Raw genomic sequence first — 19177 nt, 5'->3', positions numbered from 1 at the left:
CGTTGGCCATCGTGATCATCATCATCACGGTGCGCCGCGGCGACTACCGCGACTTCGGCGCGCCGCCGCCCGTGCCGCGTCCGCTGCCGCCGGGACCGGCCGCCCGCACCGTTCCCCCGGCGGCGCCCGCCGCGCCCGTTGCACCTGTCGCACCCGACGTGGCGCCCGAGCGCCTGCCGCTGCTGGTGGTCGACGACTCCGCCGTGGTGCGCGCCAAGCTGCTGAAGCTGTTCAGCGACGCCGGCCACGAGGTCGTCGCCGCGCGCGACGGCGTCGAGGCGATGGAGCTGCTCGGCCAGACCCGCTTCGGCGTGCTGATCACCGACCTCGAGATGCCCAACATGGATGGCTTCGAGCTGATCAAGGCGGTGCAGGGCGCGCTGGCCACCGAGGACCTGCCCATGATCGCCATCACCGGCCATGAGGAGCTGCATGCGCGACTGCATCAGATCCAGGGCCTGTACGGCATGTTCCACAAGCCCTGGAACGACCGCGAGCTGATCAAGCGCGTCGAGACGCTGTCCCACCTGCGCAAACCGGTCAGCCCATGAGCGTCGGTCGCTGGCTCAGGCGCGGCGCGATCACGCTGGCCGTGCTCGCGGCCATCGCCGGCGCGGGCGCGGCCTGGCATGTCCACCAGAAGCTGCCGGTGCGCGACGGCGAGTTGCAGCTCTCGGGCCTGAGCGCCCCGGTCACCGTCCGTTATGACGAGTGGGGCGTCCCCCACGTCGATGCGCGCAACGAGGACGACCTCTACCGCGCGCTCGGCTACCTGCATGCGCAGGACCGCCTGTTCCAGATGGAGATGCTGCGCCGGCTGTCCCGCGGCGAACTGGCCGAGGTGCTCGGCCCGAAGCTGGTGGAGACCGACCGGCTGTTCCGCACGCTCGGCATCCGGCAGCGCGCCGACGAGCTGGCCACGGCCTCTTCGGCGATCACCGCGCAGCCGGGCGCGATCCGGGCGCTGTACGCCTACCTGGACGGCGTCAACCAGTACCAGGCCACGCGACCGGCGCCGCTGGAGTTCGAGATCCTCGGCATTCCCAAACGCCCGTTCACGGCGGCGGATACCTACAGCATCGCCGGTTATCTGGCCTACAGCTTCGCAGCGGCCTTCCGCACCGAACCGGCATTGACGGCGGTACGCGACCTGGGGCCGGACTACCTGCGCATCTTCGATCTCGACTGGCATCCGAAGGGCGCGCTCGAGCCGCAGGCGCTGAACGCGCCCGGGCCTCGCAACGCACCGGGCGGACCGAACGGACCAGGCGGCGCGGATCGCCGCTTCGCCGACGTCGCGCCCCTGCTGGCGCGTCTGGCGGCGGTCAGCGGACGCGCGGCGGAACTCGCCGGCCTGCCGCAGTTTGAGGGCAGCAACGCCTGGGTCGTCTCCGGCAGCCGCACGGCCAGCGGCAAGCCGCTGCTGGCGGGTGATCCGCACATCGCGTACTCGACGCCCGCCGTGTGGTGGGAGGCGCATCTGCGCACGCCGCAGTTCGAGCTCTACGGCCATCACCTCGCGCTCAATCCGATGGCGCTGCTCGGGCACAACCGGCGTTTCGGCTGGAGCCTGACGATGTTCCAGAACGACGACGTCGACCTGATCGCCGAGAAGGTCAACCCGGCCAATCCGAACGAGGTCTGGATCAAGGACCGCTGGGTGGCGATGACCTCGCGCCAGGAGGTGCTCAAGGTCAAGGGCCAGCCGGACCAGGTCCTGACGCTGCGCCGCTCGCCGCACGGACCGATCGTCAACGACGCGATCCCGGGCGATCGCGGCGAGCGCCCGGTGGCGATGTGGTGGGCCTTCCTGGAGACCGAGAACCCGGTGATGGACGGCTTCTACAAGCTGGGCCGGGCGGACACGCTGGACAAGGCGCGCGAGGCCGCGAGCCTCATCCACGCGCCGGGCCTGAACGTCGTCTGGGCGAACGCGACCGGCGACATCGCCTGGTGGGCCGCAGCCAGATTGCCGATGCGGCCGGAGGGCGTCAATCCGACCTTCATCCTCGACGGCGCGACGGACGAGGCGGACAAGCCCGGTTTCCTGCCGTTCTCCGCGAACCCGCACGAGGAGAATCCGGCGCGCGGCTACATCGTGTCGGCCAACTTCCAGCCGCCCGGCGACACGCCGGTACCGGGCTACTACAACCTGGCCGAGCGGGGCGCCCGCCTCGACGGGCTGCTGAACCAGGGCAAGCGCTGGGATGTCCAGAACAGCCAGGCGCTGCAGCTCGACGTGCAGACCGACTACGGCCCGCGCGTGCTGCGGCCGATCATTCCCTTGCTGCGCGGTTCGGCCTCGGCGGAAGAGCAATCGCTGGTCGAGGCGCTGGTGCGCTGGAACGGCGCCTACAAGGCCGATGCGGTGGCGCCGGTGCTGTTCCAGCAACTGGCGGCGGAACTGCTGCGCGCGGCGATGAAGGACGAGCTCGGCGACGCGCAGTTCGAGAACCTGCGCCGCACACGCGCGCTGGACCAGGCGCTGCCCCGGCTGACGGCGGACAGCGACTCGCCCTGGTGGGACGACCGCTCGACGCCGCAGCGCGAGACGCAGACCGACATCGTGCGCAAGGCCTGGAAGGCGGCGGTCGCGCACCTGTACGAGACGCTCGGGGCCGACAGCACGAAGTGGCGCTGGGACAGCGTGCATACGCTGATGCACGAGCATCCGCTGGGCAAGCAGAAGCCGCTCGACAAGATCTTCAACGTCGGCCCCTTCCCGGTGCCGGGCGGGCACGAGGTGCCCAACAACCTGGCGCAGCGCAACGGCAGCGCGCCGTGGGGCGTGGTGTACGGGCCGTCGACGCGCCGGCTGATCGACTTCGCGAAGCCGCAGGAGGCCCTCGGCGTGAATCCGGTCGGCCAGAGCGGCGTCTGGCCGGACGCGCATTACCGCGATCAGGCCGAACTGCTGGCCAAGGGGCAGTACCGGCGCGAATGGCTGGACGAGGCCGACGTGAAGGCCCATGCGCGCGGGATGCTGGTCCTGAAGCCATGAGCGCGATGCGGTTCGGCAGGGCGATCGCCGCGGCGGTCGCGATCTTGAGCGCCGGCGCCGCGCTGCCGGCCTTGGCCGTGGAACTGCCGAAGCCGGCCGAACTCGGTCGACAGCTGGGGCCGCGCGCCGGCAAGGCGGTGACGGTGGCGGTCCTTGAACCCCACCTGATGCGCGACGGTCGCATGCCCGAGGTGCGCTACGTCGGCTTTGCGGCGGACGAGGTGCTGACGGCGGTGCTCGGCAAGGGCTGGCGCGCGCCGGGGCAGGAGCTCGAGTTCCGCGCGCTGGACGGCTTCGTCTCGCGCATCCCGGTCGAACGCTTTTCGCAGCATCGCGCGTGGCTGGTCCACGCGCGCACCGATGGCCGGCTGTTCCAAGTCGACAACCACCTGCAGGGCGAGAAGCAGGTCCCGCTCGGCCCGTTCTACCTGGTCTGGGACAACCGCTCGTCGAAGGCCTTGCAGGCCGAAGGCGGCGCGCTGTGGCCCTACCAGGTCGCGTCGGTGAGCGTGGGGCCCTCCTCGACGCGCGCGTTGCTGCCTGGGGACTTGGCGGCCAGGTACGCCGATGCGGCGGACCTCGCCCGCACGCATTGCCTGAGCTGCCACCGCATCCGCGGCTACGGCGGCGACAAGATGCCGCTGGACCTCGACGTGGTCGTCAAGGGCTACGACGCGGCGGCCTGGAAACGCTGGCTGCTGGAGCCCGCCGCAGTGCGACCCGGCACGACGATGCCGGCGCTCGCCGAGGCGATGCCGGCCGCCGATCGCGCGGCGATCGCGCAGCGGCTCTACGACTACCTGCAGGCGCTGCCGGCGCGTTGACGCCTGAGCCGAGGCCTTGACGCGCGGCTTGCTCGCGCCGTGAGGTCAGAACCAGGGCTTCGGCAGTTGTTCGGTCTCGATCGTGCGTTGCAGCGCGGGGCGTTGCGCCATGCGTTCGAGGAAGGCGCCCAGCGCCGGGCGCTTGCGCGCCGGGTCGCTGAAGTTGCGCGTCCAGCGGCACAGCATGAAGGCGAAGGCGTCGAGCACCGAGTACTGCTCGCCGAGCATGAACGGCCCGCCATGACGCTCGAATTCGGCGGCGAGCAGATCCAGCTGCGCGCCGGCGCGGACCTGCGCCTGGGCCTTCACCTCGGCGCTGCCGGCGGTGTTGCCCGGCGCGACGAAACGGTCCGGGTAGTAGTAGGCGATGACGGTGGGCTGCAGCGTGTTGGTCAGCCACATGAGCCACTTGTAGGCGTGCGCGCGCCGGGCGGTGCCGAGCGGGGGCATGAGGCCGGCGTCGGGATGCGTGTCGGCGAGATGCAGCAGGATCGCGGCGGTCTCGAACAGCACCAGGTCCTCCGCACCGTCGCGGGTGTCGCGCATCGCGGGCAGCAGGCCGTTCGGGTTGATCGCCAGGAACTCGGGCGACTTGTGCTCGTCCTTGTCGCGATCGACGAGGCGCAGCTGGAACGGGATGCCCAGTTCGTGGAGGACGACGTGGGGCGCGAAGCTGGCATTGCTGGGGAAGTAGTAGAGCTCGATCATGGCGTCGGGGGGCGGCGCGTGGTGGTGACGTGAATGTGCTGTGATTCTCTCGTGGCCGGGGGCCGTCGAAGCAATGGTTCTTTACCCCGGCGAAACGCCCTTCCGTAGACGTGGCCGAGCGCTGCGGCGTTGAATAAGCCATCTGGACTTCCTGGGCGCCGTCGGACGGCGTGAGCAGATCATGAGCAGCATGAACAAGCTTCGTTGGTTGATTCCCGTCGCGCTGGCCTTGTCGGCGGGGCTGGCCTCGGCGCAGCACCACGGCGGCGGCGGGGCGCGTGTCGACATCGGCCTGCGCCTGGACAGCCGCTACCACCACGACCACTACTACCCCGCGCCGGGCTACGTCGCGCGCGGCCTGCCGGGCGGCGCGGTGTTCGTGGGCAACCGCTACTGGTACCACGGCGGCGTCTGGTACCAGCCGTGGGGGCCGAGCTTCCGGGTGATCGCGCCGCCGTTGGGCTTTGTGGTGCCCATCCTGCCGAGCGCCTACGTGACGCTGCGCATCGGCGGCTACCCGTACTACTACGCCAACGGCGCGTACTACACGATGGCTTCGCCGGGGCCGGGCTACGTGGTGGTCGCACCGCCGCCGGGCGCCGACGCCGCGACCCCCGCGCCGGTCGCTCCGCCGCGGCCCGACCCGATCATCTATCCGCGCAACGGACAGTCGGCCGGGCAGACCGAGGCCGACCGCCAGGAATGCAACCGCTGGGCGACGACGCAGCCTTCGTCGATGAACGACGCCGGCGTGTTCAACCGCGCGGTGGAGGCGTGCATGGACGGGCGGGGGTACAGCATGCGGTGAACGTGGGACAGGAACGTCTCCTCATCTGCCACAGATCTGCCGATGCGAAATCGAATTCGATCACTCGATAGGTCGACACGCCACACATCGCGTCGGCTATCGACGAGTTCATTGACGCAGGACAAACAGACATCGGATTGAGCGTCTGGTTGAAGAGCCCAGCGGAGGACGAGTCCTAGACTGATTCGTCCTCCTTTTCTTTGGACAACGCTCAAGATGAACACGATTCCCCAGCCTGCGGAGCGGTTCCCGTTCCCCACGTCACTTTGCCCGCCCATCTCCGCTCAGACTTCGGCTGGGGGCGATCTTCTGCCCGTGAAGCGGCGCGTCGTCCCCTATGGAATTCTCAAGGGGAAGATTCGCATTTCCGAAGACTTCGATGCGCCTTTGCCTGACCACGTTCTGGCCAGCTTCGAAGGGCGTGTATGACCTTGCTTCTCGACACACACATCTTCTTGTGGGTGGTCGAAGGCTCCCAGCGACTCACTGCAGCGACGCGACACCTCATCGATACGGCGGACGCCGTATTCGTCTCCGCTGTCTCGATCTGGGAGCTTGCGATCAAGGCTCGAATTGGTCGACTCGATGTGGACCCTGATGACCTGGTCGGAAAGATAAAGACCTGCGGCTTTGTTGAATTGCCGGTCAGTGCCGAGCATGCAGCGACGACGATGATCTTGGCGTTGCACCACCATGACCCGTTCGACCGCCTGCTCGTTGCACAAGCGATCAGCGAGGCTGCGCATCTGATCACGGCCGATGGGCAACTGCCTCAATACGGCGAACTGATCCTGCAGGTCTGAAGAGAGCGACGACGTGGGATGGTCAACGCGTGGTCACACCACGCAACCCGCCTCGCTCCCGTCCGTCGGCGTCGCGCTGCTGCTGACCTGCACGCCATACCGCTCCGCGGTCATGTGCGCCAGGATCGCCAGCGCGATCTCGGGCGGCGTGCGGGCGCCGATGTGCAGGCCCACCGGGCCGTGCAGCCGGTCCAGCTGCGCGTCGGTCAGGTCGAAGTGTTCCTTCAGCCGCGCGCGGCGCTTGGCCTGGTTCACGCGTGAACCGATCGCGCCGACGTAGAACGCCGGACCGCGCAGCGCCTCCATCAGCGCCAGATCGTCGAGCTTGGGATCGTGCGTCAGCGCCACGATCGCCGTGTGGCCGTCGGGCTTCAGCCGCTGGACGACGTCGTCCGGCATCTCGCGCGTCAGCGGCGCGGCGATCAGCGTCCACGGGTAGTCGTCGCGGGGATCGCAGACCTGCACCTGGTAGTCGAGCGCCAGCGCCATCTGCGCCAGATACTGGCTCATCTGCCCCGCGCCGATGATCAGCAGGCGCCATTGCGGCCCGTGGTGCGTCACCAGTTGGGCGTCGCTCAGCACCAGCCGGTCCGCGCCGTCGCGCGAGTGCTCGCCCGGCTCCGCCAGCGAGACCGCGCCGCTTTCCAGGTCGAGCGTGCGCAGCACGCGCTCCCCGCGCGACAGCCGCTCCAGCAGCGGCGCGATCGCCGAATGGGCGCCGACCGGCTCCAGCATCAGCTCCAAGGTGCCGCCGCAGGGCAGACCGAAGCGCTGCGCCGCCTCCGCGCCGACGCCGTAGCGGATCAGCTCGGGGGTCTTCAACGACAGCGCCCCCTCGCGGATCTTTGCCACCAGGTCGTCCTCGATGCAGCCGCCGGACACCGAGCCGGTGATCAAGCCGTCCGCCCGGACCGCGACGATCGAGCCGACCGGCCGCGGCGCCGACCCCCAGGTCCGCGTGATGGTGCCCAGCACGACACGCTGGTCGGCATCGATCCATTGCTGCACCTGACGCAGCACCTGCAGGTCCATGTTGTCCATGCGCGCACCATAGCGAAAATCGTTCCACCCTGCGTCGGACCTCGCGCATGTCCGCGCGGTCGCGTGGACGGGCCCACAATCTCCCGCATGCCCACGCTCGCCCTCAACGACGACCTCGTCCTGCCCGTCCCCCAAGCCCTGGCCTGGAAAACGCTGCACGACCTGACCCTGCTCGCGGACAGCCTGCCGACGGGCTCCAGCGTCCAGGCCGCCGATGCCCGCGGCGCGTTCGCGCTGGTCCTGCCGGGATTCGAAGGCCACGTGCTGCAGCTCGATCTCGACGCGCCCAGCCGTCTGCGTCTGAGCTTCGAGGGGCGCGGGCCGCGCACTGGCGGTGTGACCGGTCAGGCGCAGCTCCGGCTGGAGTCGCTCGGCGAGGACCGCGCGCTGCTGCATGTGGCGCTCGTGATCCAGGCCGAGCGGGACGCTCCATCGAAGGTCGCGGGCCTGCAGGCGCTCCGGGCGCGGCTGGTCGCCTTCGCCGACGCCGTCGAGCGGCGCCATCCCTCCGACCGTCCCAAGCCCGTGAAGGCGCCGCCGAAACCGTGGCCGCAGCGACTGGTCGACTGGTACATCGGCTGGTTCGCTGCGATCTTCAACGGGACCTTGTTCCCCACGCCGAAACCGCGCGAGCGTCCCCCGCGTTCGAAGCGCTGAGCGCGACGCCCGGGCGTCACGCGACCGCCACCGAATCTGTGCATCGATGTAACTTATTGATTTGCTTATAGAATCCGGCGCAATCCAACGGCCACCTCGCGGTGGCCGCTTCGTTTTCCGCCGGATGAGGCCCCCAGGGACCGTCGGCGACCGAATCCGCCGACTCCCATGGCTTCTCGCCTGTTCCCGCTGGACGCGCTGCGCGCGGCCGCCGCGCAATTGATCGTGCTGCATCACCTGTCGGTCTACGGACCGATCGCCGAGGCGATGCACGGCCTGTTCCCGCTGCTGTCGGGATGGCTCTACGACTACGGCCGCATGGCCGTGCAGGTGTTCCTGGTCCTGGGCGGTTACCTCAGCGCGCGGGCCCTGTCGGCCCAGGAGCCGCAGCTGCGCCGCTCGGCGCCGGCCCTGCTGGCGCAGCGCTACTGGCGCCTGGTGCCGCCGTTCATGGCCGCGGTCGGCCTGACGCTGCTGTCCTCATGGCTGGTCCAGCCGCTGCTGCCGGAACTGGTGCCCACCCAGGTCCACCTGACGCAGATCCTCGCCCACGCGCTGCTGCTGCACGACCTGATGTCGGTCGAGGCGCTGACCGTCGGCGCCTGGTACGTCGCGATCGACTTCCAGCTCTTCGCGCTGCTGCTGCTGGTGATGTGGAGCCTGCGCTGCCTGCCGCTGACGCGCGCGTCGCGCTTGTGGATGGCGCCGGCCGTCGTCGGCGTCCTGTGCGCCGCGTCGCTGCTCAAGTTCAATCGCATGGCCGACCTGGACGCCTACGCGATCTACTTCTTTGGCGCCTACGGCCTGGGCGTGCTGCTGTGCTGGTGCCAGGGCTGGTCGCCTGCCGCGCGTCGCGCAGGCCTGCTGGCGCTGGGCGGCCTGATGGTCGCCGCGCTGGCCCTGCAGTTCCGCGAGCGCCTGGTCGTCGCCGCGCTGACGGCCGTGGTCATCATGCTGTGGCGCCGCGGCACGCTGCCGGTGTGGTTCCAGCGGCACGGGCAGGCGCCGGTGCAGTCGATGGCGCGCCATGCCTACGCGCTCTTCCTGGTGCACTTCCCGGTCTGCCTGCTCGTGAACGCGATCTACGAGCACCGCGCCGAGAGTCCCGCGCCCATGCTGGACGCGCTCGCCCCGCTGGCGCTGCTCGTCGCCTGGGCGCTGAGCAACCTGGCCGCCTTGCCCTTCCACCGCTGGATCGAGGCGCCGCTGCTGCGCTGGCGTCCGCGCGCCGCGGCGCTGCCGCAGGGCGTGGCGGTGCGCTGAACTAGGCCCAGTTCTCGCGCGCGTTCTCACGCCGCTGCAGATCGGCGAGCGTCTTGCCGGGTTCGTCGCGGAAGCGCTCTTCGGTCATCTCGAGCTGCTGCACGCGGTCGACGCGGAAGCTGCGGAAGTCCTCTCTCAGTTCGCACCAGGCCGAGAAGGTCCACACCGGTCCCCAGAAGAAGCAGGCCAGCGGCCGCACGAGGCGGGTGCTGGTCTGGTCGCTGAGGTCGAGGTAGTGCAGGCGCAGCTTGGTGCGGGACTCGGTGGCCTGGCGCAGGTGGGTGAGGCGCTCCCGCGTGGCGACATCGAGACCGCGCTGCGGCGCGTAGACCGTGAGGCTCTCGGCGGCCGCCCGGGCCGAGCCGGGCAGCACCGCGAAGATCTTGCCGAGCGCCTCCTCCGCGCGCTGGCCGAGCACCGCGTCCAGCTGCGGCTGCGCCAGCCGCACCGCGGCGACCAGGGATTGAGCCTCTTCGGCGCTGAACATCAGCGGCGGCAATTCGAAGCCCACCCGCATGCGATATCCGACGCCCGCCTCCCCGTCGATGGGCACGCCCTGCTGCTGCAGCGCGGCGACGTCGCGGTAGACGGTGCGGATCGAGACCTCCAGCCGCTGGGAGAGGAACTCGGCGGTCGTGAGGCGGCGTCCACGGATGAGTTGGACGATCTGGAACAGGCGGTCGGCGCGGCGCATCCGGCGATTGTGGGCCATGGGCCTGACCTGTCCGGGTCGTCATCCCCGCTACGATGTGTCGCATGGCTGACCCACATGTTGCGCTTCCCCATGTCGTGATCGTCGGTTGCGGTTTCGGCGGCCTGGAGGCCACGAAAGTCCTCGACGGCGCCGCGGTCCGCGTCACGCTGATCGACCGCAGCAACCACCACCTGTTCCAGCCGCTGCTGTACCAGGTGGCGACGGCCGGCCTGTCCGCGCCGTCGATCGCGTCGCCGATCCGGCACATGCGGCGCCACCAGCGCAACCTCACCGTGCTGATGGCGGATGTCGAGGCCGTCGACAAGGCCGCGCGGGAGGTCGTGCTCGCCGACGGCCAGCGCCTCGGTTACGACCATCTGATCGTGGCCGCCGGCGCCACGCACAGCTACTTCGGCAACGACCAGTGGCAGGCGCACGCGCCCGGGCTGAAGACGCTGGCCGACGCCTTCCAGCTGCGCGCGCGGCTGCTGAGCGCCTTCGAGCGCGCCGAGACCTTGCCCGATGCCGCCAGCCGCGCGCCGTGGCTGAACTTCGTCGTCATCGGCGGCGGGCCGACCGGCGTCGAGATGGCCGGCACGCTGGCCGAGATCGCCCGCCACACCTTGCGCGACGAATTCCGACGCATCGACCCCAGCCGCGCGCAGGTGCTGCTGGTCGAAGGCTCGGACCGGATCCTGGCGGCGTTCAAGCCGGCGCAGTCGGCGCAGGCCCAGGCGCAGCTGGAGCGCATCGGCGTGACCGTGCGGACCGGCTGCCGCGTCGTCGGCATCGACGAGGAGGGCGTGGACCTCCAGACCGCCGACGGCGGCAAGGAACGCATCGCGTCGCGCACCAAGGTGTGGGCGGCCGGCGTGGCGGCGTCGCCGCTCGCCCGCACCCTGGACGTGCCGCTGGACCGCGCGGGTCGCGTGGTCGTGGATGAGCAGATGAACATCCCCGGCCATCCGGAGGTCTATGTCGTCGGCGACATGGCCGCGGCGACCAGCCTCGAGAAGGACGGCAGCCGCAAGCCGGTGCCCGGCGTCAGCCCCGGCGCCAAGCAGGCCGGCCGGCACGCCGCGCGGCAGATCCTGGCGCGGCTGCGGGGACGCTCGGAGGCGCCGTTCCGCTACATGGATTACGGCAACCTGGCGACGATCGGCCGCAAGGCGGCGGTCGCCGACCTCGGGACGATCCAGTTCAGCGGCTTCGCCGCCTGGCTGTTCTGGCTGTTCGTGCACGTGTACTTCCTGATCGGTTTCCGCAACCGCGTCCGCGTCTTCGCGGACTGGGCCTGGGCGTACTTCACCTTCCAGCGCCACGCGCGGATCGTGGTCGAACCGCGTCCTGGCGTCGGGGACGACGCGTAAGCCGCGCCAGCCGCAGTCAGATCGGCGTACAGATCTCCACCAGCGTGCCGTCCGGGCACCGGACATAGGCGACCACCTGGCCCCAGGGCTTGGTGATGGGCGGGGTCAGGCCTTGCGCGCCGGCGGCCAGCGCCTGCGCATAGGCGGCGGGGACGTCCTGCGTGGACAGGCCGACCTCCATGCCCAGCGGCGATCCGTCCTCCGCCTTCCGGTAGTCCTGGCCGAGGTTGCCGCGCGCGATGTCGTGCCGGGCGAAGGACAGCGTCGTGGCGCCGGTCTCCAGCTCGCCGTAGGCGCCGGACTCGTGCAGGAAACGTCGCCGCAGACCGAAGGCGCGCTCGAAGAAGTCCAGCGACGCGCCCACGTCCTCGACGTAGACGATCGTGTAGGCGAAGTTCAAGGCGCTCATGGCGGGCTCTCCGTGGAAGGACGATGACGACGGGACGGGTGTCCCCTGCGTGCGGGGCGTCGGCGCGGGCCGGACCCCTCGCCGTCCCACGGCGGCCCCCCGATTCGGGTGGGCCGGCTTGTAGGACGACGTCGCGTCCATGATGCGGACCGGCTGCTGACAGCGGATTGGCAGCTAGGATTGCCGCCCATGAGTGCCCCGTCCCCCGAGCCCCAACGGCTGCCCAACGGCCTGCTCTGGCTGGCGCGCCCGGTCGCGGGCACGCAGGCGGCGGTGCGCGTGGTCTATCGCTGCGGCGGTCGCGACGATCCCACCGGCCGCAGCGGCATGACGCATCTGGTGCTCCGGCTCGTCGCCGGCGCCAGCCGTTACCTGGAGCCCGGCCAGTTCAACCGCCTGATCGCCTCAGCCGGCGGCCGCAGCGGCCTCGAGATCGACGAGGACTTCGCCGCGCTGCAGACCGTCGTGCCTGCGTCGCAGCTCGAACGCGTGCTGTGGGCCGAGGCCGAACGCATGAGCAACCCGCGGCTGGAGCCGGACACGCTGGCCACCGCGAAGCAGCAGCTGCGCCAGGCGGTGACGGCCCCTCAGCTCAACCCCTATGCGCGGCTGGACCTCACCGTCCAGCGCAGCGGCTACCTGACGCATCCCTACCAGCGCGGCGCGCTCGGCGATCCGGAGCAACTGAAGGACGTGGACATCGACGCCGTGCGTGCGTTCCATGCCGGTCGATTCGGCTGCGACCGGGCGTTGCTCGTCGTCACGGGCGCCTTCGACGAGGCCGCGGTCGCGCGCTGGGTGATGCACTACTTCGGCTCGATCCGGCCGCCGATGCCGCCAGCCTCTTCTTCAGGCGCTTCTTCTGGCGCTTCTTCTGCCGCTTCGTCGGCCTCGCCGCCGGTCTCCTCATCCGTGTCCCTGCCTGCGTCCGCCTCCGCCCCCGGGCCCGCCGACCTGCGCGAGTCGCGCCGGCCGCAGAGCCAGACGCTGAAGCTGTCGCTCGCGCGGGCGCCGCTGCCGGCCGCCGCGCTGGTCTGGCAGGTGCCGCGCGCCGACGATCCCTCGACGCCGATGTGGCAGCTCGCGCATGCGCTGCTGGGACTCGGCCGTTCCGGCCGCCTCACCGACACGCTGGTCGACGAGAAGGCGCTGGCGCATCAGCTCAGCCTCCGCCTGGACACGCACCGCGACGCGGGGCTGCTGGTCGCGCAGGCGCTCGCGGCGCATGGCCAGACCGCCGCACCGGTGGCGCTGGCGCTGCAGCAGGAAGTCCTGCGGCTGGCCGACGAGCCCGTGACCGACGAGGAACTCAACAAGGCCAAGGCGCTGCTGCGGCGCCAGACGCTGTCGGACGACTGGACCGCCGACCGACTGGCGCGATCGCTCGGCACTGCGTGGGCGGTGCGGGGCGAGGTCGTCGCGCCGGCCAAGGACATGGCCGCGTGGATGAAGCTGGGCGGCGCGGAGGTGCAGCAGTTCTGGCGCAAGCAGGTCGTGCAGGCGCCGGTGCTGACGCTGCTGGCGGACATCGGCGCCGCTGCGGGAGTGGCCGCATGACCGTCGATCTGAACCGCCGTGGGCTGATGTTCGGCGCCGCGATCGTGTCGGGGTCGGCGGCCTGGCCGGCGCTGGCGCAGGACGGTTTCGATCGTCCGCCCGAGGCGCCGCCGGCTCCCGCGCCGATGCCGTTGCCGCTCGAACAGACGAAGCTCGCGAACGGCTTGCGGGTCGTCGTGCTGCCGCGTCCCGGTGCGCCGCGCACGGTGGTCCGCCTGATCGGAGAGGGCGGCTGGCTGCGTGACCCGGCGGGCAAGGACGGCTTGGCGGAGGTGGCGTTGTCGATGCTCGCGCAGGGCGCGAAACGCGACGGCGAGGAGATGGAATCCGCCGACATCGCCTATGCAGGCGATCTGCTCGGCCTGCCGCTGCGGCTGGAACTGACGCCGTCGACGGCGGAGATCGTGCTGGAGGCCTTGCCCGATCAATGCGACGACGCGGTCAACCTGCTGGCGGATCTGACGCAGCGGCCGCTGCTCGCCTTCGAATCGCTGGAGCACATCCGCAGCCGCGCCATCGACGCGCTGGTGCTGCGGCGCGCCGATGCGTTGCTGCTCGCGCCATGGGCGGCGCGGCGGCAGTTCCGGGGACGCGCGCAGCCGGTGCAGACCGCGGCCAGCCTGAAGCGCCTGAAGCGGGAGGACGTGCTCGGCTTCCATCGCCAGTACTGGCGGCCGGAGCGCGCGGTGCTGCTGTTCGCCGGCGACCTGAGCCTGCAGACGGCGCGCGGTCTGGCCGAGGACTTCATGGGCGGCTGGCGCGTGGCGAAGCTGCCGCCGGCCGGACAGGCCGCGGCGCCGACGCCAGCAGTGACGCTGCCAGCCGCGGCACCGACGCCCGCGGTCTCGCAGTTCCTCCCGCTGCCGCAGGGGCAGGGCTGTCGTCTGATCGTGCAGACGCCGGTGCCGCGCGGCACGCCGCCCGCGCTGCGCGAGCTGGCACGCACGTTGATGCATCAACGGCTCGCGGCGCGGCTGCCGTGGCCGTGGGAAAGCGAGATGGAATCGCTGGCCGGCGCGCTGTGCTGGCGGTTGAGCGTGACGCTGCCGGCCGCCGTGGTGCCGGAGCAGCTGGCGCTGTTGCGGGAGCAACTGCCCTTGCTCGCAGCCGAGGCGGTGACGCCGGAGGACCTCGCGCTCGCGCAGGCGCTGGCTCAGGGCGAGTGGGAGTTCCAGCTCGCCGAAGCGCCGGACGCGCTGCTGTCGCAGGCCTTGGCGACGGGGGAACTCGAGGACTGTGTGCAGTGGCCGCAGCGCGTGCGCGCGGTGAGTGCGCCGGTGCTGCAACTGCTGATGGCGTCCAGCTGGCGCGATGGCCGCACACACCTGCTGCTGCTGGGCGATGCCGGTCCGCCGGAGCCGGCCCAGCGGGCGTGGCCCGGGCTGGCATCGACTACAATGCGGGCTGTCATTGGGGAGTAGCCGCTGCACCCCGCCCGTCGCCCGGCCTTCTGGAAGGCCTCTTGGGCGACAGGCCGATTCAGCAGACCCGCGTCAACAGACTTGAGCCTCGGCTCATGGCGCGAGGTAGCCAGGAACCCACGGGTTCCCAGCCTGGCGAGACCTTTGACCATGTCCCCGGACTTTGCGGCCGGCGGCGACATGGTCATTGGTATGTCTCGGCCGCTGAGTCTTTCATGGAAGCCTTCCTCATCTCCACCGGCCTCGTGGCCCTCGCCGAAATCGGCGACAAGACCCAATTGCTGGCCTTCATCCTGGCGGCGCGTTTCCGCAAGCCGGGACCGATCGTGCTGGGCATCCTGATCGCGACCCTGGTGAATCACGCGTGTGCCGGCGCCGTCGGCAGTTGGATCACGACGCAGGTGTCGCCGCAGACGCTGCGCTGGGTGCTGGGCGTGGGCTTCATCGCGATGGCGGCGTGGACGCTGATCCCCGACAAGATCGATGAAGAGGAGACGGGCGGCAAGTTCCGCCTGGGCGTGCTGGGCACGACCATCGTGGCCTTCTTCCTGGCGGAGATGGGCGACAAGACGCAGATCGCGACGGTGGCGCTGGCGGCGCGCTTCAACGACCTGTGGCCGGTGGTCGCGGGCACGACCTTCGGGATGATGATCGCCAACGTGCCGGCCGTGTTCGTGGGCGACAAGCTCGCGCACAAGATGCCGGTGCGGCTGGTTCACGGCATCGCGGCGATCATCTTTGCGGTGCTGGGGGTCTTGACGCTTCTGGGGGCGGGGGAGTCGCTGGGGATCTGATCGACCAGCGTCATTCCTGCGGACTTGGCTGCGCCATGATCGAAAGTCATCGTTCGGGCGCAGCCTGCGCCTGAACAGCGGCGCTCAAGCAGGTAGTCCTGGAAGTCGGCGTTTCCCATCACAAATCGATCCACCGCATCGGCGACCTCGAACTCATGTTCAATGCGGAGGCGAGGGTCCGCAAGCATCCGTCCAACGGTACGGATGAGGCCGGCCCTTTCCATTTCGTAGGTCTTGCTGAGGACCCACCACAGCTCCATGAGCGCCACGGTGGAGACGTAGCCGGGATCTTCCGGAGTGAGAGAACTCAGGAAGCGGCGGGCAACCGCAGTTTGCGGGTCATCCTGGTTCGCGAAGTGGCGAACGAGGATGTTCGTATCGATGCCCTTCATCCGACATGACCTCCCCGGGCACGAATCGCCCGGTTCATGTCCTTGATCGTCACCTTGCGCTTCGGCTTGCCGATCATTCCCTCAAGGCTGAGGGGATGCTCCTTCGAATAGATCAGGTACTCGTGCGGAGCGAGCCTGAGGAACTCCACCCGGTCTCCCGGATTCAATCGGAGCTCGTCCCGGACGGCGTCGGGAATGTTGAGGACCTGACCTTCTTCGTACGTGCCGACCTTGACCAGGGTATCGAGTGCAGACATGAAGCTTCTCCTTCAATGGAACAGAAGCTCGCAACTCTAGGCAGGCCGATTCCGCTTGGCACTTCCTCAAACATGTCATTGAGGGGTGAAGACCTGACCCTCTGAATGGGGCCTCCTGAAGGGGGATCCGGTCAGCGCGCGGAGGCTTGCCGCACCGCGCGTTCCCACTGCGCCATCAGCGTCTCGGCGCGGTCGCGCGACATGGTCGGACGGAAGGTGCGCTCCGTCTGCCAGTTGCGGCCGATGTCGCCGAGGTTGTCGTACACGCCCGCCGTGAGGCCGGCGAGGTAGGCCGCGCCGAGCGCCGTCGTCTCGATCACCTTCGGACGCACGACCGGGATGCCGAGCAGGTCCGCCTGGAACTGCATCAGCAGGTCGTTCACGCACGCGCCGCCGTCGACGCGCAACTCGCTGACCGGCGCGCCGCCGGCCGCCACCGCGTCGCGGCTCATCGCCTGCAGCAGCGCCGCGCTCTGGAACGCAATGCTCTCCAGCGCCGCGCGCGCGATGTGCGCCACGGTCGAACCACGCGTCAGACCCACGATCGCGCCGCGCGCCTCCGCATCCCAGTACGGCGCGCCGAGACCGGTGAAGGCCGGCACGAACATCACGCCGCCGGCGTCCGGCACGCTCTCGGCGAGCCCCTGTACTTCGCCGCTGCCCTTGATCGCGTTCAAGCCGTCTCGCAGCCATTGCACGACCGCGCCGCCGATGAAGACGCTACCTTCCAGCGCGTACTGCGGCGTCGCATCGATCTGCGCCGCGCTCGTCGTGATCAGCCCGTTCGCGCTGGTTTGGAAGCGAGGCCCCGTGTGCATCAGCATGAAGCAGCCGGTGCCATAGGTGTTCTTCGCCATGCCCGCTTCGAAGCAGGCCTGCCCGAACAGCGCGCTCTGCTGGTCGCCGCCGATGCCGCCGATCGTCAGCGCCGTGCCGAGATGCTCCGGCGCCACGCGCCCGAACTCGGACGCCGACGGTTTCACCTCGGGCAGCAGCGACTTCGGAATGCGCAGCAGCGTGAGCAGCTCTTCATCCCATTGGTTCTCGCGCACGTTGAACAGCATCGTGCGCGACGCGTTGCTGACGTCGGTGACGTGCACCTCGCCGTTCGTGAGCTTCCAGATCAGCCAGCTGTCGACCGTGCCGAACGCGAGCTCGCCGCGCTCCGCCGCGTCGCGCGCGCCGTTGACGTGGTCGAGGATCCACTGCAGCTTGGTCCCCGAGAAATACGCGTCGACCACCAGCCCCGTCTTCTCCTGGATGCGCGGGCCGTGGCCCTGCTCGCGGAGCGCAGCGCATTGCGGCTCGGCGCGACGGTCCTGCCAGACGATCGCGTGATGGATCGGGCGTCCGGTCTTGCGGTTCCACACCAGCGTGGTCTCGCGCTGGTTGGTGATGCCGATCGCCTTGACCTCCGAGGCCTTCAACGACGCCTTGGTCAGCACCTCGCGCGCGACGGACAGCTGCGTTTCCCAGATCTCATCGGCATCGTGCTCGACCCAGCCCGGCTGCGGGTAGATCTGGCGGAACTCGCGCTGCGCCATCGCGACGATGCGCCCTTGCGCGTCGAAGACGATCGCGCGGGAACTCGAGGTGCCCTGGTCCAGGGCGAGCAGGTAGGTCATGGCTTGTCTCGTTCGTTGTGTTCTTGAACTGCTTCTTGAGCGAACCCTGTCGCGATGCTACGGCGCGACGACGAGCTCCACGCCCGCATCCGCCATCAGCGCGGGGAAAGGCTCCGGCGGCGGCTCGTCGGTGAACAGCGCGTCGATCTGGGGCAATCGGGCGACCTCGGCCATCGCGGGCCGGTTGAACTTGGTCGCATCCGCCGCGACCCACACCTCGCGCGAGTGCTCGACGATGGTCCGCGCCACCATCACCTCGCGGTAGTCGAAGTCGCGCAAGCTGCCGTCGGACTCGATGCCCGAGATGCCGATCAGCCCGATGTCCACCTTGAACTGGCGGATGAAGTCGACCGCCGCCTCGCCGACGATGCCGCGGTCGCGGTGTCGCACTGAGCCGCCGACCATCACCAGCTCGCAGTCCGGGTTGTCGCTCAGGATCATCGCGACGTTGAGGTTGTTCGTGATCACGCGCAGGCCCTTGTGACGCAGCAACGCGTGCGCCACCGCCTCCGTCGTGGTGCCGAGGTTCAGGATCAGCGAGCAGCCGGCCGGGATGCGCGCGGCGATGGCGCGCGCGATGCGCGCCTTGCCGTCGGCCTGCATGGCCTGGCGCTGGCGGTAGGCGATGTTCTCGGTGGTCGACGAAGGCACGCGCACGCCGCCGTGGAAGCGCTGCACCAGGCCGGCCTCGGCCAGACGCTGCACGTCCCGGCGCACCGTCTGCAGCGTCACGCCGAATTTCTCGGCGAGCGATTCGACGCTCACCGATCCATGGGCGTGCACCTCCTGCAGCAGATCGTTCTGACGGGGGTTCGGATTCATGGCGCGCAGGCTAAAGGAACCGAAACGAACAATTGACCGGGTTAACCCTCAGTCAAAACGCGCATATTCGCGCTAAAAAGAAAAAGAAGAACAGAATTGCGAACTTTCCAACGGCCATCGCAGGGTGGCCGTTTGACTGTCCGGCCAATTCGATCCAAGGAGACACCTTGACCGCCGCTTCGTTCCCCGACCCGACTTCCACCGACCGCGCCGCTTCCGATGCAGGCGCCGTCGGTGCGCGCGATGCGTCCGGTTCCTCCGGCGCGGAGGGGGAATGCGACGTGCTCGTCGTCGGCGGCGGAATCAACGGCGCGGGCATCGCGCGCGACCTGGCCGGCCGCGGCTGGAAGGTCGTGCTGGCGGAAGCCTCGGACTTCGCGGCGCACACCTCGTCGTCGTCGACCAAGCTGATCCACGGCGGTCTGCGCTACCTGGAGTACTACGAGTTCTCGCTGGTGCGCAAGGCGCTGCAGGAGCGCGAGGTCCTGCTGCGCAGCGCCCCGCACATCATGTGGCCGCTGCGCTTCGTGATGCCGCACGACGCGGCGATGCGTCCGGCCTGGATGATCCGCATCGGCCTGTTCCTCTACGACCACCTGGCGCGGCGCGCGAGCCTGCCGGGCTCGAAGGCCATCCGCCGCGACGCGCCGCCCTACAACGCGGGACTCAAGCCGCAGCTGCGCCATGGCTTCATCTCTTCGGACTGCCGCGTCGACGACGCACGCGTGGTG

General features: G+C 69.7%; 21 protein-coding genes and 1 riboswitch. Of the genes, 13 read left to right on the top strand and 8 right to left on the bottom strand.

The window, feature by feature from the left end; translation table 11 throughout:
• The 3 genes from VF536_RS27455 to VF536_RS27445 form a co-directional block, all read left to right on the top strand.
• Positions 1–551: response regulator (locus VF536_RS27455; protein ID WP_331618118.1), on the top strand; the 551-nt coding region annotated here is incomplete at its 5' end.
• Positions 548–3001 (top strand): penicillin acylase family protein, encoded by a 2454-nt coding sequence (locus VF536_RS27450; protein ID WP_331618117.1) that lies wholly within the window; start codon positions 548–550, stop codon positions 2999–3001. The genes VF536_RS27455 and VF536_RS27450, both read left to right, overlap by 4 nt.
• Entirely contained in the window at positions 2998–3825 is an 828-nt protein-coding gene (locus VF536_RS27445) for a hypothetical protein (RefSeq protein WP_331618116.1), read from the top strand. The genes VF536_RS27450 and VF536_RS27445 overlap by 4 nt, the downstream gene beginning before the upstream one ends.
• 45 nt (positions 3826–3870) lie before the next feature.
• Here VF536_RS27445 and VF536_RS27440 read toward each other — a convergent pair whose 3' ends face one another.
• The gene (locus VF536_RS27440; RefSeq protein ID WP_331618115.1) at positions 3871–4533 is read right to left on the bottom strand and encodes a glutathione S-transferase family protein; all 663 of its coding nucleotides are present in this window, start codon (positions 4531–4533) and stop codon (positions 3871–3873) included.
• Positions 4534–4723: 190 nt separating this feature from the next.
• Between VF536_RS27440 and VF536_RS27435 the strand changes: the two genes are divergently transcribed.
• The 3 genes from VF536_RS27435 to VF536_RS27425 all read left to right on the top strand — a co-directional run bounded on the left by VF536_RS27435 (position 4724) and on the right by VF536_RS27425 (position 6144).
• Positions 4724–5341 (top strand): DUF6515 family protein, encoded by a 618-nt coding sequence (locus VF536_RS27435; RefSeq protein WP_331618114.1) that lies wholly within the window; start codon positions 4724–4726, stop codon positions 5339–5341.
• 216 nt (positions 5342–5557) lie between these two features.
• Complete coding sequence (locus VF536_RS27430; RefSeq protein WP_331618113.1) at positions 5558–5770, top strand: hypothetical protein; 213 nt, start codon at positions 5558–5560, stop codon at positions 5768–5770.
• Positions 5767–6144, top strand: coding sequence for a type II toxin-antitoxin system VapC family toxin (locus tag VF536_RS27425; protein ID WP_331618112.1), 378 nt, complete (start codon positions 5767–5769; stop codon positions 6142–6144). The genes VF536_RS27430 and VF536_RS27425 overlap by 4 nt, the downstream gene beginning before the upstream one ends.
• A 33-nt stretch (positions 6145–6177) precedes the next feature.
• Here the strand turns inward: VF536_RS27425 and VF536_RS27420 are convergent, their stop codons facing one another.
• On the bottom strand, positions 6178–7185 hold the full coding sequence (locus VF536_RS27420; protein ID WP_331618111.1) for an XdhC family protein: 1008 nt from the start codon (positions 7183–7185) through the stop codon (positions 6178–6180).
• Positions 7186–7272: 87 nt separating this feature from the next.
• Here VF536_RS27420 and VF536_RS27415 point away from each other — a divergent pair, with 87 nt between their 5' ends.
• Together VF536_RS27415 and VF536_RS27410 are read left to right on the top strand one after the other, a co-directional pair.
• On the top strand, positions 7273–7842 hold the full coding sequence (locus tag VF536_RS27415; RefSeq protein ID WP_331618110.1) for a hypothetical protein: 570 nt from the start codon (positions 7273–7275) through the stop codon (positions 7840–7842).
• Between the two features lie 168 nt (positions 7843–8010).
• A complete protein-coding gene (locus VF536_RS27410) occupies positions 8011–9105 on the top strand; it encodes an acyltransferase family protein (protein ID WP_331618109.1) in 1095 nt (364 codons plus the stop codon).
• A gap of 1 nt (position 9106) precedes the next feature.
• On the opposite strand, the gene VF536_RS27405 is transcribed toward VF536_RS27410, so the two are convergent.
• Positions 9107–9799, bottom strand: coding sequence for a YafY family protein (locus VF536_RS27405; RefSeq protein ID WP_331618121.1), 693 nt, complete (start codon positions 9797–9799; stop codon positions 9107–9109).
• A 62-nt stretch (positions 9800–9861) separates the two neighbouring features.
• On the opposite strand from VF536_RS27405, the gene VF536_RS27400 reads away from it, so the two are divergent.
• Positions 9862–11169, top strand: coding sequence for an NAD(P)/FAD-dependent oxidoreductase (locus VF536_RS27400; RefSeq protein WP_331618108.1), 1308 nt, complete (start codon positions 9862–9864; stop codon positions 11167–11169).
• Positions 11170–11185: 16 nt separating this feature from the next.
• On the opposite strand, the gene VF536_RS27395 is transcribed toward VF536_RS27400, so the two are convergent.
• Positions 11186–11569, bottom strand: coding sequence for a VOC family protein (locus VF536_RS27395; RefSeq protein ID WP_331618120.1), 384 nt, complete (start codon positions 11567–11569; stop codon positions 11186–11188).
• A 198-nt stretch (positions 11570–11767) separates the two neighbouring features.
• Between VF536_RS27395 and VF536_RS27390 the strand changes: the two genes are divergently transcribed.
• The 3 genes from VF536_RS27390 to VF536_RS27380 all read left to right on the top strand — a co-directional run bounded on the left by VF536_RS27390 (position 11768) and on the right by VF536_RS27380 (position 15350).
• Complete coding sequence (locus VF536_RS27390) at positions 11768–13135, top strand: M16 family metallopeptidase (RefSeq protein ID WP_331618107.1); 1368 nt, start codon at positions 11768–11770, stop codon at positions 13133–13135.
• Positions 13132–14556, top strand: a complete 1425-nt coding sequence (locus tag VF536_RS27385) for a M16 family metallopeptidase (RefSeq protein WP_331618106.1) — start codon at positions 13132–13134, stop codon at positions 14554–14556. Before VF536_RS27390 ends, VF536_RS27385 begins: the two co-directional genes overlap by 4 nt.
• A riboswitch (yybP-ykoY riboswitch) is annotated at positions 14530–14693 on the top strand. It overlaps the preceding gene by 27 nt.
• 78 nt (positions 14694–14771) lie before the next feature.
• Complete coding sequence (locus VF536_RS27380; RefSeq protein WP_088405749.1) at positions 14772–15350, top strand: TMEM165/GDT1 family protein; 579 nt, start codon at positions 14772–14774, stop codon at positions 15348–15350.
• Here VF536_RS27380 and VF536_RS27375 read toward each other — a convergent pair.
• The 4 genes from VF536_RS27375 to VF536_RS27360 all read right to left on the bottom strand — a co-directional run bounded on the left by VF536_RS27375 (position 15272) and on the right by VF536_RS27360 (position 18446).
• Positions 15272–15742 (bottom strand): type II toxin-antitoxin system VapC family toxin, encoded by a 471-nt coding sequence (locus tag VF536_RS27375; RefSeq protein WP_331618105.1) that lies wholly within the window; start codon positions 15740–15742, stop codon positions 15272–15274. The two genes, VF536_RS27380 and VF536_RS27375, sit on opposite strands and share 79 nt — an antisense overlap.
• Positions 15739–15999, bottom strand: coding sequence for a hypothetical protein (locus VF536_RS27370; RefSeq protein ID WP_067279481.1), 261 nt, complete (start codon positions 15997–15999; stop codon positions 15739–15741). Before VF536_RS27370 ends, VF536_RS27375 begins: the two co-directional genes overlap by 4 nt.
• 131 nt (positions 16000–16130) lie before the next feature.
• Positions 16131–17624 carry a glycerol kinase GlpK gene (glpK, locus tag VF536_RS27365; protein ID WP_331618104.1) on the bottom strand — a complete coding sequence of 498 codons (1494 nt, stop codon included), beginning with the start codon at positions 17622–17624 and terminating at the stop codon, positions 16131–16133.
• A 57-nt stretch (positions 17625–17681) separates the two neighbouring features.
• Complete coding sequence (locus VF536_RS27360) at positions 17682–18446, bottom strand: DeoR/GlpR family DNA-binding transcription regulator (protein ID WP_331618103.1); 765 nt, start codon at positions 18444–18446, stop codon at positions 17682–17684.
• A 281-nt stretch (positions 18447–18727) separates the two neighbouring features.
• On the opposite strand from VF536_RS27360, the gene VF536_RS27355 reads away from it, so the two are divergent.
• The coding region (locus VF536_RS27355; RefSeq protein ID WP_331618119.1) for an FAD-dependent oxidoreductase at positions 18728–19177 on the top strand (450 nt) is incomplete at its 3' end.

It is taken from the genome of Roseateles sp., assembly GCF_036486225.1.
In the GTDB taxonomy this organism is placed as follows: Bacteria; Pseudomonadota; Gammaproteobacteria; order Burkholderiales; family Burkholderiaceae_C; genus Roseateles.
Note: the sequence above shows the minus strand (reverse complement) of the source record. Positions and strands in the feature narration are given on the sequence as shown.